The following is a 13,858-nucleotide window of genomic DNA, read 5'->3' as shown; positions in this document are numbered from 1 at the left end:
CCAGCCGGCCGTTCGCATGGCTGGACGAGGTGGACCGGCGCCCGCCTGTTCGGATTGCTGGTCCTGATGTGCAGCTTGGCGCTCGGCGCCTGCACCTCCCTGCCCCGCACGCCCTATACGGCCACCGAAGCCAGCACATCGCGCGTGCTCGATATCGATGGCCTGCGGCGCTACGCCGACGAACCCATCACGAAATTCAATTTCGAGAAGGACACCAGCACCGCGACGAAGTCCTACCTGGCGCTCTCAGGCGGCGGCGCAGATGGCGCCTACGGCGTCGGTGTGCTCAACGGCTGGACCGCGGCCAAAACCCGTCCCACCTTCTCGGTGGTCTCGGGCGTGAGCACCGGCGGCCTGATTGCGCCCTTTGCGTTTCTCGGCTCGCGATATGACGACACGTTGAAGGAGGTCTACACCAGCGGTGTCGCGGAGAGCCTGTTGAGTGATCCTAGCATCATGCGCGTGCTGTTCGGGTCCGGCCTGTTCGGCAACACGCGGCTGCGCGAGCTCGTCGCCCGCTATGTCGGCCCCGAAATCATGGCGCAAGTCGCTCGTGAAAACGCCAAGGGCCGAAGGCTGCTGGTGGTGACGACCGATCTCGACACCCAGCGCACCGCGATCTGGGACATGGGCAAGATCGCCGAGGTCGGCACGTCCGAGGCGCTCAAGCTGTTTCGCGACGTGATGGCGGCCTCCGCCAGCATCCCGCTGGTGTTTCCGCCGATCATGATCGACGCCGAAGGCGAGGGCCGCAGATTTCAGGAGATGCATGTCGACGGCGGCGTGACGGCCCCGGTGCTGACGCTGCCGGAAGCCTTGCTTTTCCAGGGCAGTCGCCTTCCCGGCCCTGCGAAGCTGGACATCTACATCCTCGTCAACAAGAAGATCGAACGCAATTTCGAGCTCGTCTCCAACAGCACCATCGACGTTGCCTCCCGCAGCCTGTCGTCGATCACCCAGTCGCAGACCCGCTCGATCATCTTCTCGACTTATGATTTTGCGAAGCGCAACCGCCTGGGCTTCCATCTCTCCTATATCGCGCGCGATTATCCGGCCGCCCCCTCGGAAGGGTTCGACACCGCTTATATGCGGGCGCTGTATCAGTACGGATATGAGAAGGCGGCTTCGGGCGAGGCCTGGACTTCGACGCTTCCGTGAGCGCTCGGTGAGGAACGGGGCCGTGCCGAGACGGTTGACGATGCGGTCATTCGGCCAGATTAGCCATGACGCACTCGTTGCCGCGCGTTATAGAGCAATGACTGATGTCACGACCGCGCAGGAATCATTGGGCATGGGATTGACTGCGACCAGGACAAGACCGGCGGCGCCGCGGCGCGAGGTGCCGAAATCGCGCGGCGGCCGGCCGACGAAAAGCGCCGCGATCGAGCGCGATCAGCGGCTGATCGAGGTCGCCACCCGCCTGTTCCTGGATCGCGGCTTTGATGCGACCTCGCTCGATGCGGTCGCGGAAGCCGCGCGAGTGAGCAAGCCCACCGTCTATGCCCGTTACGGCGACAAGCGCGGCCTGTTTGCAGCCGTGCTGAGACGCGAGATCGCGCGATGGCTGGCACCGCTGTCCGCGGCCGCCGAGACGCAGCTCGGCAGCGCCTCGGATATCTCGGTTGAGCAACGGCTGGTCGAGATCGGGCGCGAGATGCTGACATTCACCTGCGGACCCGATGCCGTCGCCTTCAGCCGCATGATGACGTCGCAGGCCATCAACTTTCCCGACATCGCCAAGCTCGGCAAGGAGGAAGGCTGGCTCAAGGCCGTCGCCACCACGGCACGCTTCTTCGACCATCTGGTGGCGCAAGGCGCGCTCGACGTCGACGACACCACCATCGCGGCGGAAGTGTTTCTCGACGTCGTCGTCGGTCATAACCATCGTCTGGCGACGTTTGGAACGCCGCCGGAAATGAAGGCCGCGGAAAAGCGCATGCGCGCTGCGATCAAGCTGTTCCTGGCAGGCGCGCTGGGATCAGCGGACGGCAGCCAGAGTGCCGCCAAGGGCACCCAGCGGCGGCGCCCATCGCGCTGACAATTCCGTGAGCTTGCGAACTTTCCGGGAGATCTCGCGGCTGCGCCGTTGACCGAAACAAAACGATACGGTATGGTTTAATTATAGGGCGATGCGGATCGCTTTTTCACCAGCCCCAAGAGGTCCGCACCGCTTCGATCGTCCCGGCGGTACAGCCCGTCGCGACGCTCAGCGGCCGACCGATGCCCAAGGTCGGCCGCAAATTCTTGACGATCATCCGGCATACTCGCTGGCCGAGGGTTCGAGCATGACGACGGCCAAACGACGGATCTCGGGACTGCTCGCGATCGCCCTGTCCGCACTCCTCCTCGCAGCGCCGGCGCGGGCGATCGTGAGCACGGGCACGCCGACCACCCTTCACAGCGACACAGATGGTGACGCCGAGGCCGACCGCCAAGCGGTCAGCCGCGAGATCGAGCGCTTCCGCAGCTCGTCGATCTCGATCAACCAGGCCATGGCGATCGCGGAAGCCCGCCACGTCGGTGCCACCACGGCGGATGTGAGTTTCGACGGAGCCTCCGGCGTGCCGGTCTACCGGGTGAAGACCCTGCACAACGACCGGATCTGGCGCCACACCATCAATGCCGCGACCGGCGAGCTCGTCGGCGGGGAAGCCGCCCTCCCTCTCGCCGAGCTCGACCTCGACGATCGCAGCAATCTCGCAGCGCTCGGTGCCATCAAGCACCGACTTGCGGATGCCGTCCACGTCGCCGAGCGCGCGGCCTCCGGCAAAGCCATCAGCGGCGGACTGGTGCGCGAACGCGGCCGGCTGAATTTCGCGATCGTCGTCATCAGTGGCGACAACCTCAAGGAGGTCATCCTCGAACCGCCGGGCGCCCGGACCAAATAGCGGCAGCCCCAATCCCGCCGAAAAGCCATTGACGGGGGCAGGACTCTCCCGCATAAGCTCCCGCCATGTTCGCGACCACCAAACGCACGACTAAAACCACCACGGCCTTCGGGGCCCGGGGAGGCGTGCGCGTGTAGTCGTCGACTAGAACGCAATCCACTCTACCGAAGCCCCGCCCATGATGGTCCGGGGCTTTTTTGTTGTTTAGATCGCAATTCAATGGAGGACAAAGTGAGTAACGATCCCGTCGTCGCGATTGTCGGCGTCACCGGTGCGGTGGGCGCCGAATTCATCGCCACCATGGACAAGCGCGGCTTTCGCGTCGGCAAGCTCAAGGCGCTGGCGAGCGCCCGCTCGGCCGGCAAGACGGTGTCGTTCCGTGGGCAAGACGTCATCATCGAGGAGCTGACCGAACGCGCCTTCGAGGGCGTTGACATCGCCCTGTTCTCCGCCGGCGGCAGCATCTCCAAGAAGTTCGCGCCGATCGCGGTCAAGGCCGGCGCCATCGTCGTCGACAACTCCTCCGCCTTCCGCATGGACCCGAACGTGCCGCTGGTGATCCCCGAGATCAACGCGAACCGCATCCGCGACCACAAGGGCATCATCGCCAACCCGAACTGCGCCGCCATCACGGCGCTGGTCCCGCTGTGGCCGATCCACCAGAGCAACCGCATCAAGCGCGTGATCATCTCGACCTACCAGGCGGCCTCCGGCGCCGGCGCTGCCGCCATGGACGAGCTGGTCGAGTCCACCCGCGCCAATCTCAACGGGCAGGTTTATACGCCGAAGGTGATGCCGCATCCCTACGCTTTCAACCTCTTCAGCCACAACACCGCGATCGACCCTGACACCGGCTACAACGACGAAGAGACCAAGGTCATCAACGAAACCCGCAAGATCTTCGAGGACGACAAGATCGCGATCGGCGTCACCTGCGTGCGCGTGCCGGTGCTGCGGGCTCATTGCGAGGCCATCACCTTCGAATGCGAGAAGCCGATCAGCGAGGACCAGGTCCGCGCCATCATGGCACGAGCGCCCGGCGTCAAGGTCGTCGACGACCGTGCCAGGAACTACTTCCCGATGCCGATCGATGCCTCGGGCCAGGACGACGTCTTGGTCGGCCGCATCCGCAAGGACCTCAGCGACCCCTCCGGACTTTCGATCTCGATGTTCGTGGCGGCGGACCAGCTGCTCAAGGGCGCTGCACTCAACGCGGTGCAGATCGCGGAGCTCCTGCCGCAGCGGATGATGGCGTAACGGAAGATGCGTAAGGTGGGCAAAGGCGCGCAAGCGCCGTGCCCACCACTTCGCATCAAGAAAGTTGGTCGGCACGCTTCGCTTTGCCCACCCTACAATGGCAAACAGCGCGGTCAGGTCAACGCGGGGAGAATGTCTGTCTTAGCAAAGTGGGCTCCCTTGAAGAGCAGCGGTTGCGAACGCGCTTTCGCCAAGCCTAGACCGCACAATCGACGATGTTGAGCTGCGCCGGATGTCCCCCGACCCTTGCCGAAGCGTTGAAATGCCTCGAACGCGCCTTTCGCCATGTCTGCGTCGAACGGCACTACGACAATCCCGGCAATCTCCAGCAATTCGTCGAAGAACTTCACGGCCGATGCTCCGAAGCGAGCAGAGAGAACGATCTTGGTTTCCAGGATTGCTACTGCTGACATCGACAGGCTGGCAGCATCCAGCATGGCTTTCCGATAGCGCTGCCCATCTGGCTCGTTGGTGACGGTCGCGACGATCGCAGACGTATCCAGCACCATCAGGACGGCAGCCCGAAACGGTCATAGCCGAGGATTTCGTCTGCAGGCCGAGAATCGAGAACGGGCAAGCCAGCGGTTCGCTCGAAGAACGACGTCAGGGCGGCCCTCCTATCGACCGCCGGCGATGCCACGCGAGACAAGCGCTCCTCGATGGCGCGTTCGAGCGCCGTCTCGATATCTTCCCCCGTCAGGCGGGCGAGGCGCTGGGCAAGCTCATCTACTTTCGCGGAACGGATGTTCATCGGCCACTCGCTCCATGCAAAACGTATGAGCAATATAGCACGAGAACGCCGCCCGCGTCACTCCCGCGCCGGAAACAGCAAACAGGCATCCCCGTACGAATAGAACCGGTAGCCGGTCGCGATCGCGTGTGCATAGGCCTGCTGCATCGCCTCCAGCCCGGAGAACGCCGACACCAGCATGAACAGTGTCGACTTCGGCAAATGGAAATTGGTCAGCAGAACATCGACGGCGCGGAAGCGATAGCCGGGGGTGATGAAGATCGACGTCTCGGCGGCGAACGGCTCAATGGTGCCGTCCTCGCTGGCTGCGCTTTCGAGCAGGCGCAACGACGTGGTGCCAACCGCGATGATACGGCCGCCGTTCTTGCGCGCAGTGTTGAGCCGCTCCGCCGTTTCGGCCGACAGCGTGCCCCACTCGGCATGCATCTTGTGGCCTTCGGTGTCGTCCACCTTCACTGGCAGGAAGGTCCCTGCCCCGACATGCAGCGTGACGCGATTGATGCCGACGCCGCGCGCGTGCATCGCCTGCTCCAGCGCCGGGGTGAAATGCAGGCCTGCTGTCGGCGCGGCAACGGCGCCTTCGTTCACAGCGAACATGGTCTGGTAGTCGGCGAGATCCTGATCATCAGGCGTGCGTTTCGAGGCGATGTAGGGCGGCAGCGGCGGGCTGCCGAGATCGGCGATGGCTTGATCCAGCGTCGGGCCGTGAAACGAAAATGACAGCGTCACCTCGCCTTCCCCGCCCTTCGCCTCGACCTCGGCGTCGAGATGGCCGAGCAGGCAGACCTTGCCCTCATTGCCGAAGCGGATGCGGTCGCCGGCGATGAGTTTCTTGGCAGGCTTCACCAACGCCTGCCAGCGCGAGCCGTCGAGGCGCTTGATCAGCGTTGCCTCGATCTTCGGCTCGGTCTCGCGGCCGATGCGACGGCCTTTTAATTGCGCCGCGATCACCTTGGTGTCGTTGACGACGAGCTGGTCGCCCGGCTTCAGCCATTGCGGCAGGTCGGTGATGATTTGGTCGCGCAGCGTGCCGCGATCGACGACCAGCATCTTCGCGGAGTCGCGCGGGCTCGCCGGGCGCAATGCGATGCGCTCGGCGGGCAGGTCGAAATCGAAGAGGTCGGTGCGCATCTCGGACTCAGGGCCGCACAGTCACTCCTCATCCTGAGGGGTGCGGAACGCGCGTCTCGACGGATGAAGGCCCCGCTGCTGCAGCTCGGCCTTCATGGTTCGAGACGGCGCTACGCGCCTCCTCACCATGAGGGTTGAACGCCTACGCCGCGTCAGCCGCCATCCGCGCCTTGACGATCTTGTCGGGGTTCTGCACGGGCTCGCCACGCTTGATCTTGTCGACGTTCTCCATGCCCTCGGTGACCTTGCCCCACACCGTGTACTGGTTGTCGAGGAAGCGGGCATCGTCGAAGCAGATGAAGAACTGGCTATCGCCGGAATCCGGGCTGGCGGCGCGCGCCATCGAGGTGGTGCCGCGCACATGCGGCTCCTTGTTGAACTCGGCCTTCAGCTTCTGGCCGGAGCCGCCGGTGCCGGTGCCCTGGGGGCAGCCGGTCTGCGCCATGAAGCCGTCGATCACGCGATGAAACACGATGCCGTCGTAGAAGCCTTCGCGCACGAGTTCCTTGATGCGCGCGACGTGGCCGGGCGCCAGATCAGGCCGCATCTCGATGGTGACGGGGCCCTGCGTGGTCTCGAGGATCAGTGTGTTTTCGGTGGCGTTCATGCTCGTCTCTCTTGGGTTGGGGGTAAAGTCCTGTCAGGTGAAGATTTGCGGTTGCGAAACTGGATCGCGAACGGACGCCCCGCAGCGGCGCCGGCCATCGCATCGGTAAATGGCATCGGCGTGCAGCGTTGCAATGCCTCCATCACCGCGACCCGGTATTGCAGCCGGTCATTGTCGGAAGCCTCCGCGGATTCATAGGTAATCCTCGGATGGCCCAGAATGTTTCCAGCCCGGTTGAAGCTCACCACGACGGTGATGTCGATCGGGCGGGCCCTGGCGGCGGGCGGCGGCTTCCAGCAGGTGCGCAAATGCCGGAAGATGTCCTGGATGGTGTTGACCTGTGCGTCCTCGGCGACCGCGCCCGGGACGCCGAGCAGCAGCACCGCGGCAACCAGCAGGAGCTTGCCACCGCAGCGCGCCATCGCCGCTCCTACTTGATGTCGGAAGCGACCTGCACCTTCACCATCTTGTCGGGGTCGGTGACGGTGCCGCCGCTCGATCCGGGAGGCGCCTTCTTCAGCTTGTCGACGACGTCCATGCCCTGCACGACCTCGCCGATCACGGTGTACTGGTTGTCGAGGCTGCCGCCGTCGGCAAACATGATGAAGAACTGCGAATTGGCGGTGTCGACGCTGTCGCCGCGCCGGGCCATGCCGACGATGCCGCGCGCAAAATGCACCTTCGAGAATTCCTGCTTCAGGTTCGGATATTTCGAGCCGCCGGTGCCATTGAAGTTCTGACCGTCGCCGGTCTGCGCCATGAAGCCATCCATGACGCGGTGGAACGGCACGTTGTTGTAAAAACCCTCGCGCGCGAGCTGCTTGATGCGCTCGGCGTGCTGGGGCGCAAGGTCCGGCCGGAGCTTGATGACGATGCGGCCCTTGGTGGAGTCGATGACGATGGCGTTGGCCTTGTCGAGGCCGGCCGGCAAGGCTTGCGCGAAGGCCGGCACCGCGAACAGAACCGCGGCAAGAACTGCGAGAATTCGGATCATGACAACTCCGGATCAGAGATGAGAAAGGAAACGCGCCGTTATCAGGCGAATTTTGCCTTGAGCTGGGCCGCAACCAGCGGCGGAACGAAGGCCGAGACATCCCCGCCCATGGCAGCGATCTGGCGCACCAAAGTGGCGGTGATCGGGCGGACAATGGGAGAGGCCGGCAGGAAGATCGTATGCACCTCGGGCGCCATGGCCTCGTTCATGCCGGCGAGCTGCATCTCGTAGTCGAGGTCGGTGCCGTCGCGCAGGCCCCGAATCATGATCGTGGCACCGTGCTTGCGCGCCGAGGTCACCGACAGATCGTCAAACGTCACGGCCTCGAGCACGCAGCCGGCCTGGGCGGCCACCGGCCCGCAGACGTCATGGAGCATCTTCAGCCGCTCCTCGGTCGAGAACAGAGGCTTCTTGCCGGGGTGCACCCCGATCGCGACAACAAGCCTGTCGCACAGCGACACGCTGTGCCGGACCACGTCCAGATGGCCGTTGGTGATGGGGTCGAAGGAACCTGGATAGAAGGCAATGCGCGGCATGGCCACGTCCTACCGCGCCCTGCCCGGCCCGGCAAGCCGGTCAGGTTCCCTGGCGGTTTTTCCGCAGAAGCGTGTCGGAATGCGCCGAATTGTTTCGTCCTGAGGGCGGCCACGACACAAAACGGAGCGCGAACGAAACCATTTCCCGCGTTCGCGAAGACGTCCGGAAACTGGCCATGGTTACTAATCCAGCCAACGAACGACGGGCCGCACACTGGGCGTAGCGGCCGCATCACAGGGGACTGTCATGATCAAGGCTCTTTCGGCGATCGCCATTTCTGCGTGTGTTGCTGCCACCCTCACGCTCCTGCCCGGCTTCGCCCCCACCGTCGAGGCGAGCGTGCCGCAGCCGCTTGCCAAGAGCGACCGGCTCGATATCCGCACCGTCGGCAAGGACTGCTCGCAGCAGGCCTGGCCGAATTTCGAAGCGTCCTGCCTCCGCCAGGCCGGCACCAAAGCCAACATCCGCGAGGCTCGCCTTGTGACTGCCAACCGTACTCCGTAGTGGGGGTCTGTCAGTTTCGCGTCAGCTAACTCTCAAGATAAACCCCAAAGATATACCCCATGGATATTTGCGACGTCCCGTCGCACACTGCCTGATGCTCGCGCCCGTCGGAATGACCCGTCGGGCGCGATCCCATCGGGGGGTCGCCATTGTCCAGTACGCCTGCAGTCGCCTCCGGCCATCAACCTGATCCACTGCCGATTGCCATGACCATGGGCGCCCTCGGGGTGGTCTATGGCGATATCGGCACCAGCCCCCTCTACGCCCTGAAGGAAGCCGCCAAGGCCGCCGCCCACGGCGGCACTTTGACGAACGATGCCGTTCTGGGCGTCGCCTCGCTGATCCTCTGGGCGCTGTTGCTGATCATCTCACTGAAATATGCGCTGTTGATTCTGCGTGCGGATAACCGCGGCGAAGGCGGCATCGTCGCGCTGCTGGCCTTGCTGCATGCCCGCAACGCTCAACCCGGTACCTGGCGCGCGCATTTGCTGGTCGTCGGCCTCGTCGGCGCCGCGCTACTGTACGGGGACGGCGCGATCACGCCGGCCATCTCCGTGCTCTCAGCCATCGAAGGTCTGAAGGTCGACGCACCCTCGCTCGCGCCGGCGGTTGTGCCCGTGACCGTCGTCATCCTGATCGGACTGTTCATGATGCAGAAGCAGGGCACCGGCTTCATCGGCCGCATCTTCGGACCGGTGATGCTGGCCTGGTTCTTCGTGCTGGCAGCGCTCGGCATCCACGGCATCGTCAAGGCGCCGGCGGTGCTGGCGGCGCTCAGCCCGCTCTATGCGTTCGACTTCCTGATCCATCAGGATTTTCATGTCTCCTTCGCGATCCTGGGGGCCGCCTTCCTCGCGGTGACCGGCGGCGAAGCCATGTACGCCGACATGGGGCATTTCGGCCGCCTGCCGATCCGGCTGGCCTGGTTCGCGATCTGCCTGCCTGCGCTCGTGCTGAACTATTTCGGCCAGGCCGCGCTGCTGATCACCGATCCCACCATGATCGAAAATCCGTTCTTCCAGCTCTGCCCTGACGCCCTGCATTATCCGCTGGTCGCGTTCTCGGCGGTCGCGACCGTGATCGCCTCGCAAGCCATCATCTCCGGCGTGTTCTCGTTGACGCAGCAGTCGATCCAGCTCGGCTTCCTGCCGCGCATGCAGATCCGTCACACCACGAGCGACGCGATCGGCCAGATCTACGTGCCGTTGGTGAACTGGCTGCTCGCCGCCGCAACGCTGGGCGCCGTGCTGAGTTTCGGCAGCTCGGAGGCGCTGGCCGGCGCCTACGGCATCGCGGTGTCGCTATTGATGGCGATCACCACGCTGCTCGCCGCCCTGGTCGCGATCCAGTGGGGCTATTCACCGTGGCTCGTGGTTGCCGTGAACGGCTTCTTCTTCGTGATCGATTTGATCTTCTTCTCGGCCAATTCGATCAAGCTGTTCGAGGGCGGCTGGTTTCCGCTGATGCTGGCGGGCTTCGTCGCCTTCCTGATGCTGACCTGGCGCAGCGGCGTGAAGCTCGTCGAAGCCGCACGCGCGAAGCTGCGCCAGCCCGAGGAGGATCTGATCGAGACCGCGGTCAACCAGTGCAGCGCCAGACTCCCCGGCACCGCCGTGTTCCTGGCCTCGGCGCCGCGCGGCGTGCCGCTGGCACTGACCCAGTTCGTCAAGCACAACCACGTGCTGCACGAGCGCATCGTCCTGGTCACCGTGCTGATCGAGGAGCTTCCTCACATCGCCGACGAAGACCGCATCGAGGTGATCGAGATCATTCCCGGCATTACCCGCGTCGTTCTGCATTACGGCTTCATGCAGAACCCGACGATTTACGAAGGGCTGACCTTCGCCTGCCGCCACGGCAAGCTGCCCGGCATCGACCTCTCCGACATCACCTATTACGTCGGCCGCGAGACAATCATCCCGCGCGAGGACGTGCCGGGCATGTGGGTCTGGCGCGAAACCGTGTTCGCCTTCCTGCAACGCAACGCCGAACGCTCCGCCGCGTTCTTCGGCGTACCTACCAAGCAGGTGGTGGAATTCGGCACGGAGCTGGAGATTTAGCTGGTCAGTGCAGTATCCGGATCGAGCACAACTCAATCCGGGACAGCCGTCCGAATGAAGAACCCGGATTTCGCTTGCGCTCCATCCGGGCTACGGGGTGACGCATCACTCCCCGTTCGACTCCCCATTCGCCCCGTTTCCGCTCTCGGCCTCTTCCGTGATGTGCTCGACCGAGACGACGTGTTCGTCCTCCGCGGTGTCGAACACGATCACGCCCTGGGTCGAGCGGCCGGCGACGCGGATGCCTTCGACCGGGCAGCGGATCAGCTGGCCCTTGTCGGTTACCAGCATGATTTGATCAGCATCCTCCACGGGGAACGACGCAACGAGGTTGCCGTTGCGGTTGTTGACGCTCATGGCGACGATGCCTTTGCCGCCGCGGCCCGTGGTGCGGTACTCGTAGGACGACGTCCGCTTGCCGTAACCGTTGACGGACACTGTCAGCACGACCTGCTCCTGCGCTGACATCTCGACGTAACGCTCCTGGGCGAGTTGGAAGCTGCCGGAGGTCTCCTCGGCCTCGGCGTCCGCCGCCGGCTCCTCGGCCGCAGCTTCGCCGGCGACCGCACGACGCATCTTCAGGTACGCCGAGCGCTCATCGGACGTCGTCTCGACGTGGCGCAGGATCGCCAGCGAGATCACCTTGTCGCCCTCGGCAAGCGCAATGCCGCGCACGCCCATCGAGGTGCGGCCGGTGAACACGCGCACGTCGGTCACGGGGAAGCGGATGCACTGGCCGCCGGCGCCGGTCAAAAGCACGTCGTCGTGCTCGGTGCAGATCTGCACGTCGACGATCGCTTCGTTGTCGTCGAGCTTCATCGCGATGATGCCGGAGCGGCGGACATCGACGAAGTCGGACAGCTTGTTGCGCCGGACGTTGCCGCCTGTCGTGGCGAACATCACGTCGAGATTGCCCCAGGTGGACTCGTCCTCCGGCAGCGGCATGATGGTGGTGATGCGCTCGCCCTGCTCCAGCGGCAGGATGTTGATCAGCGCCTTGCCGCGCGCATTCGGCGCGGCCATCGGCAGGCGCCAGACTTTGATCTTGTAGACCTGTCCGCGCGAGGAGAAGAACAGCATCGGCGTATGGGTGGACGCCACGAACAGCCGGCTGACAAAATCCTCATCGCGGGTCTGCATGCCGGCGCGGCCCTTGCCGCCGCGGCGCTGGGCCCGGTAGGCCGACAGCGGCACGCGCTTGACGTAGCCGGCGTGCGAGACGGTGACGACCATGTCCTCGCGCTGGATCAGGTCCTCGTCCTCGACCTCACCTTCCTGCTCGATGATGACGGTGCGGCGCGGGGTTGCGAACTCGGCCTTTACTTCGGCGAGCTCGGACTTGATGATGCCCAGCACGCGGTCGCGCGAGCGCAGGATGTCGAGATAGTCGGCGATCTCGCCGGCGAGCTTGTCGAGCTCCTCGCGGATTTCGTCGCGGCCGAGTGCGGTGAGGCGTTGCAGGCGCAGATCGAGAATGGCCCTCGCCTGCTCCATCGACAGCCGGATCGTGCCGTTCTCGCTGATGCGGTGGCGCGGATCGTCGATCAGCGTCAGCATGTCCTCGACGTCCCGGGCCGGCCAGTCGCGCGACATCAGGGTGTCGCGGGCGGTGGTCGGGTCGGGCGAGGTCCGGATGACGCGGATCATCTCGTCGATATTGGCGACTGCGATGGCGAGACCGACCAAAACATGGGCGCGATCTCGGGCCTTGGCGAGCAGGAACTTGGTGCGCCGCGTGACGACCCGCTCGCGAAAGTCGACGAAGATCGCCAGCAGGTCCTTCAGGTGCATGACCCGTGGACGGCCGCTGTCGAGCGCCACCATGTTGACGCCGAAGCTCGTCTGCAGCGGCGTGAACCTGTAGAGCTGATTGAGCACCACGTCCGGCACGGCGTCGCGCTTCAATTCGATGACGACGCGGTAGCCGTCGCGATCGGATTCATCGCGCAGGTCGCCGATGCCCTCGATCTTCTTTTCCTTGACCAGCTCGGCGATGCGCTCGACCATCGTCGCCTTGTTCACCTGGTAGGGAATCTCGGTGATGATGATCGCCTCGCGCTCCTTGCGGATGGTCTCGATCGCGACCTTGCCGCGCATCATGACCGAGCCGCGGCCGAGGTGATAGGCGGCGCGGATGCCCTGCCGTCCGAGGATGACGCCGCCGGTCGGGAAGTCCGGTCCCGGCACGATGTTGATGAGCTCGTCGATGGTGAGCGCGGGGTTGTCGATCAGCGCGACGCAGGCGTCGATGACCTCGCCGAGATTGTGCGGCGGGATGTTGGTCGCCATGCCGACCGCGATGCCGCCGGCGCCGTTGACGAGAAGGTTCGGGAACTTGGCTGGCAAGACCGACGGTTCGGTCTCGTTGTTGTCGTAGTTCGGCTGGAAGTCGACCGTGTCCTTGTCGATGTCGGCCAGCAGAGCCAGCGCCGCCTTCGTCAATCGGGCTTCGGTATAACGATAGGCAGCCGGGGGATCGCCGTCGACCGAGCCGAAATTGCCCTGGCCGTCGATCAGCGGCACGCGCATGGAGAAGTCCTGCGCCATCCGGACCATGGCGTCGTAGATCGACTGGTCGCCATGCGGATGATATTTACCGATGACGTCACCGACCACGCGGGCGGACTTGACGTACTTCTTGTCCGGCGTGTGCCCCTGCTCGTTCATCGAGTACAGGATGCGGCGATGCACCGGCTTCAGGCCATCGCGGGCGTCAGGCAGCGCCCGCGCCACGATCACGCTCATGGCGTAGTCGAGATAGGACTTCTTCATCTCCTCGAAGATGGAGACGGGGCGAATATCCGAGGGTTGCGCCGGCTGGTCGCCGGGCTTGTCGTCGTCGTCAGCCAAGGGGAAATCCGGTGAGGTTTTATCTGGGAATCATATAGCGCATCGAGCCTCTGATAACCACCCTCGCGGCGTTCTGGGAAGCGCTTTTTCCGCCTATTTTTCCAACAACTTAAGCCCTTGCGAGCGGTGTCTCGGACAGCACTCGCATCGGCCTTGCAAAATCGCCGCTCACGCGTGGAAAACCGCGCGGTGAGCTTGCCGCGTCGGCGCGTTTGCCAAGCCGCAATCCGAGCTCACCCCAAACATGAAGCGGGCCCGGAAATGCCGAGCCCGTCCTGT

General features: G+C 64.4%; 14 protein-coding genes. 6 read left to right on the top strand and 8 right to left on the bottom strand.

Going from position 1 to position 13,858, the window contains the following annotated elements:
• Positions 1–66 precede the first annotated feature (66 nt).
• The 4 genes from IVA93_RS18330 to IVA93_RS18315 all read left to right on the top strand — a co-directional run bounded on the left by IVA93_RS18330 (position 67) and on the right by IVA93_RS18315 (position 4,145).
• On the top strand, positions 67–1,158 hold the full coding sequence (locus IVA93_RS18330; protein ID WP_247370419.1) for a patatin-like phospholipase family protein: 1,092 nt from the start codon (positions 67–69) through the stop codon (positions 1,156–1,158).
• Between the two features lie 133 nt (positions 1,159–1,291).
• Complete coding sequence (locus tag IVA93_RS18325; RefSeq protein ID WP_018457980.1) at positions 1,292–2,038, top strand: TetR/AcrR family transcriptional regulator; 747 nt, start codon at positions 1,292–1,294, stop codon at positions 2,036–2,038.
• A 247-nt stretch (positions 2,039–2,285) separates the two neighbouring features.
• Positions 2,286–2,888, top strand: a complete 603-nt coding sequence (locus tag IVA93_RS18320) for a PepSY domain-containing protein (protein WP_247370350.1) — start codon at positions 2,286–2,288, stop codon at positions 2,886–2,888.
• Between the two features lie 219 nt (positions 2,889–3,107).
• Positions 3,108–4,145: an aspartate-semialdehyde dehydrogenase gene (locus IVA93_RS18315; RefSeq protein WP_247789897.1), complete on the top strand. Its 1,038-nt coding sequence runs from the start codon at positions 3,108–3,110 to the stop codon at positions 4,143–4,145.
• A gap of 113 nt (positions 4,146–4,258) precedes the next feature.
• Here the strand turns inward: IVA93_RS18315 and IVA93_RS18310 are convergent, their stop codons facing one another.
• From IVA93_RS18310 to coaD, 7 genes are all read right to left on the bottom strand, one after another.
• A complete protein-coding gene (locus tag IVA93_RS18310; protein WP_247789896.1) occupies positions 4,259–4,654 on the bottom strand; it encodes a type II toxin-antitoxin system VapC family toxin in 396 nt (131 codons plus the stop codon).
• Positions 4,654–4,896, bottom strand: coding sequence for a type II toxin-antitoxin system VapB family antitoxin (locus tag IVA93_RS18305; protein ID WP_085353162.1), 243 nt, complete (start codon positions 4,894–4,896; stop codon positions 4,654–4,656). Before IVA93_RS18305 ends, IVA93_RS18310 begins: the two co-directional genes overlap by 1 nt.
• A gap of 57 nt (positions 4,897–4,953) precedes the next feature.
• Positions 4,954–6,027 carry a tRNA preQ1(34) S-adenosylmethionine ribosyltransferase-isomerase QueA gene (queA, locus tag IVA93_RS18300; RefSeq protein ID WP_247370340.1) on the bottom strand — a complete coding sequence of 358 codons (1,074 nt, stop codon included), beginning with the start codon at positions 6,025–6,027 and terminating at the stop codon, positions 4,954–4,956.
• Positions 6,028–6,169: 142 nt separating this feature from the next.
• Positions 6,170–6,634, bottom strand: coding sequence for a peptidylprolyl isomerase (locus IVA93_RS18295; protein WP_247370337.1), 465 nt, complete (start codon positions 6,632–6,634; stop codon positions 6,170–6,172).
• Positions 6,631–7,056: a UCP034077 family protein gene (locus IVA93_RS18290; RefSeq protein ID WP_247370334.1), complete on the bottom strand. Its 426-nt coding sequence runs from the start codon at positions 7,054–7,056 to the stop codon at positions 6,631–6,633. The genes IVA93_RS18295 and IVA93_RS18290 overlap by 4 nt, the downstream gene beginning before the upstream one ends.
• Positions 7,057–7,064: 8 nt before the next feature.
• Positions 7,065–7,628: a peptidylprolyl isomerase gene (locus IVA93_RS18285; RefSeq protein WP_018457989.1), complete on the bottom strand. Its 564-nt coding sequence runs from the start codon at positions 7,626–7,628 to the stop codon at positions 7,065–7,067.
• A gap of 41 nt (positions 7,629–7,669) precedes the next feature.
• Positions 7,670–8,164, bottom strand: a complete 495-nt coding sequence (gene coaD / locus IVA93_RS18280; protein ID WP_247370332.1) for a pantetheine-phosphate adenylyltransferase — start codon at positions 8,162–8,164, stop codon at positions 7,670–7,672.
• A 247-nt stretch (positions 8,165–8,411) separates the two neighbouring features.
• Here coaD and IVA93_RS18275 point away from each other — a divergent pair, with 247 nt between their 5' ends.
• Both IVA93_RS18275 and IVA93_RS18270 read left to right on the top strand, forming a co-directional pair.
• The gene (locus IVA93_RS18275) at positions 8,412–8,669 is read left to right on the top strand and encodes a hypothetical protein (RefSeq protein WP_018457991.1); all 258 of its coding nucleotides are present in this window, start codon (positions 8,412–8,414) and stop codon (positions 8,667–8,669) included.
• Positions 8,670–8,875: 206 nt separating this feature from the next.
• Entirely contained in the window at positions 8,876–10,729 is a 1,854-nt protein-coding gene (locus IVA93_RS18270; protein ID WP_085353166.1) for a potassium transporter Kup, read from the top strand.
• 105 nt (positions 10,730–10,834) lie between these two features.
• Here the strand turns inward: IVA93_RS18270 and gyrA are convergent, their stop codons facing one another.
• Positions 10,835–13,579: a DNA gyrase subunit A gene (gene gyrA / locus IVA93_RS18265; RefSeq protein ID WP_085353167.1), complete on the bottom strand. Its 2,745-nt coding sequence runs from the start codon at positions 13,577–13,579 to the stop codon at positions 10,835–10,837.
• Positions 13,580–13,858 lie beyond the last annotated feature (279 nt).

The sequence above is a fragment of the Bradyrhizobium sp. 155 genome (assembly GCF_023101105.1).
GTDB classification, from domain to species: domain Bacteria; phylum Pseudomonadota; class Alphaproteobacteria; order Rhizobiales; family Xanthobacteraceae; genus Bradyrhizobium; species Bradyrhizobium canariense_D.
This window is presented reverse-complemented; position numbering and strand designations above follow the sequence as displayed.

What these genes read in the sequence shown, in the direction of transcription:
- IVA93_RS18325 (WP_018457980.1), top strand. Translation starts at nt 1,292, where the DNA reads ATGGGATTGACTGCGACCAGGACAAGACCGGCGGCGCCGCGGCGCGAG.
- queA (WP_247370340.1), bottom strand. Translation starts at nt 6,027, where the DNA reads ATGCGCACCGACCTCTTCGATTTCGACCTGCCCGCCGAGCGCATCGCA.
- IVA93_RS18295 (WP_247370337.1), bottom strand. Translation starts at nt 6,634, where the DNA reads ATGAACGCCACCGAAAACACACTGATCCTCGAGACCACGCAGGGCCCC.
- IVA93_RS18285 (WP_018457989.1), bottom strand. Translation starts at nt 7,628, where the DNA reads ATGATCCGAATTCTCGCAGTTCTTGCCGCGGTTCTGTTCGCGGTGCCG.
- IVA93_RS18275 (WP_018457991.1), top strand. Translation starts at nt 8,412, where the DNA reads ATGATCAAGGCTCTTTCGGCGATCGCCATTTCTGCGTGTGTTGCTGCC.
- IVA93_RS18315 (WP_247789897.1), top strand. Translation starts at nt 3,108, where the DNA reads ATGGAGGACAAAGTGAGTAACGATCCCGTCGTCGCGATTGTCGGCGTC.
- IVA93_RS18330 (WP_247370419.1), top strand. Translation starts at nt 67, where the DNA reads ATGTGCAGCTTGGCGCTCGGCGCCTGCACCTCCCTGCCCCGCACGCCC.
- IVA93_RS18320 (WP_247370350.1), top strand. Translation starts at nt 2,286, where the DNA reads ATGACGACGGCCAAACGACGGATCTCGGGACTGCTCGCGATCGCCCTG.
- IVA93_RS18310 (WP_247789896.1), bottom strand. Translation starts at nt 4,654, where the DNA reads ATGGTGCTGGATACGTCTGCGATCGTCGCGACCGTCACCAACGAGCCA.
- IVA93_RS18290 (WP_247370334.1), bottom strand. Translation starts at nt 7,056, where the DNA reads ATGGCGCGCTGCGGTGGCAAGCTCCTGCTGGTTGCCGCGGTGCTGCTG.
- IVA93_RS18305 (WP_085353162.1), bottom strand. Translation starts at nt 4,896, where the DNA reads ATGAACATCCGTTCCGCGAAAGTAGATGAGCTTGCCCAGCGCCTCGCC.
- coaD (WP_247370332.1), bottom strand. Translation starts at nt 8,164, where the DNA reads ATGCCGCGCATTGCCTTCTATCCAGGTTCCTTCGACCCCATCACCAAC.
- IVA93_RS18270 (WP_085353166.1), top strand. Translation starts at nt 8,876, where the DNA reads ATGACCATGGGCGCCCTCGGGGTGGTCTATGGCGATATCGGCACCAGC.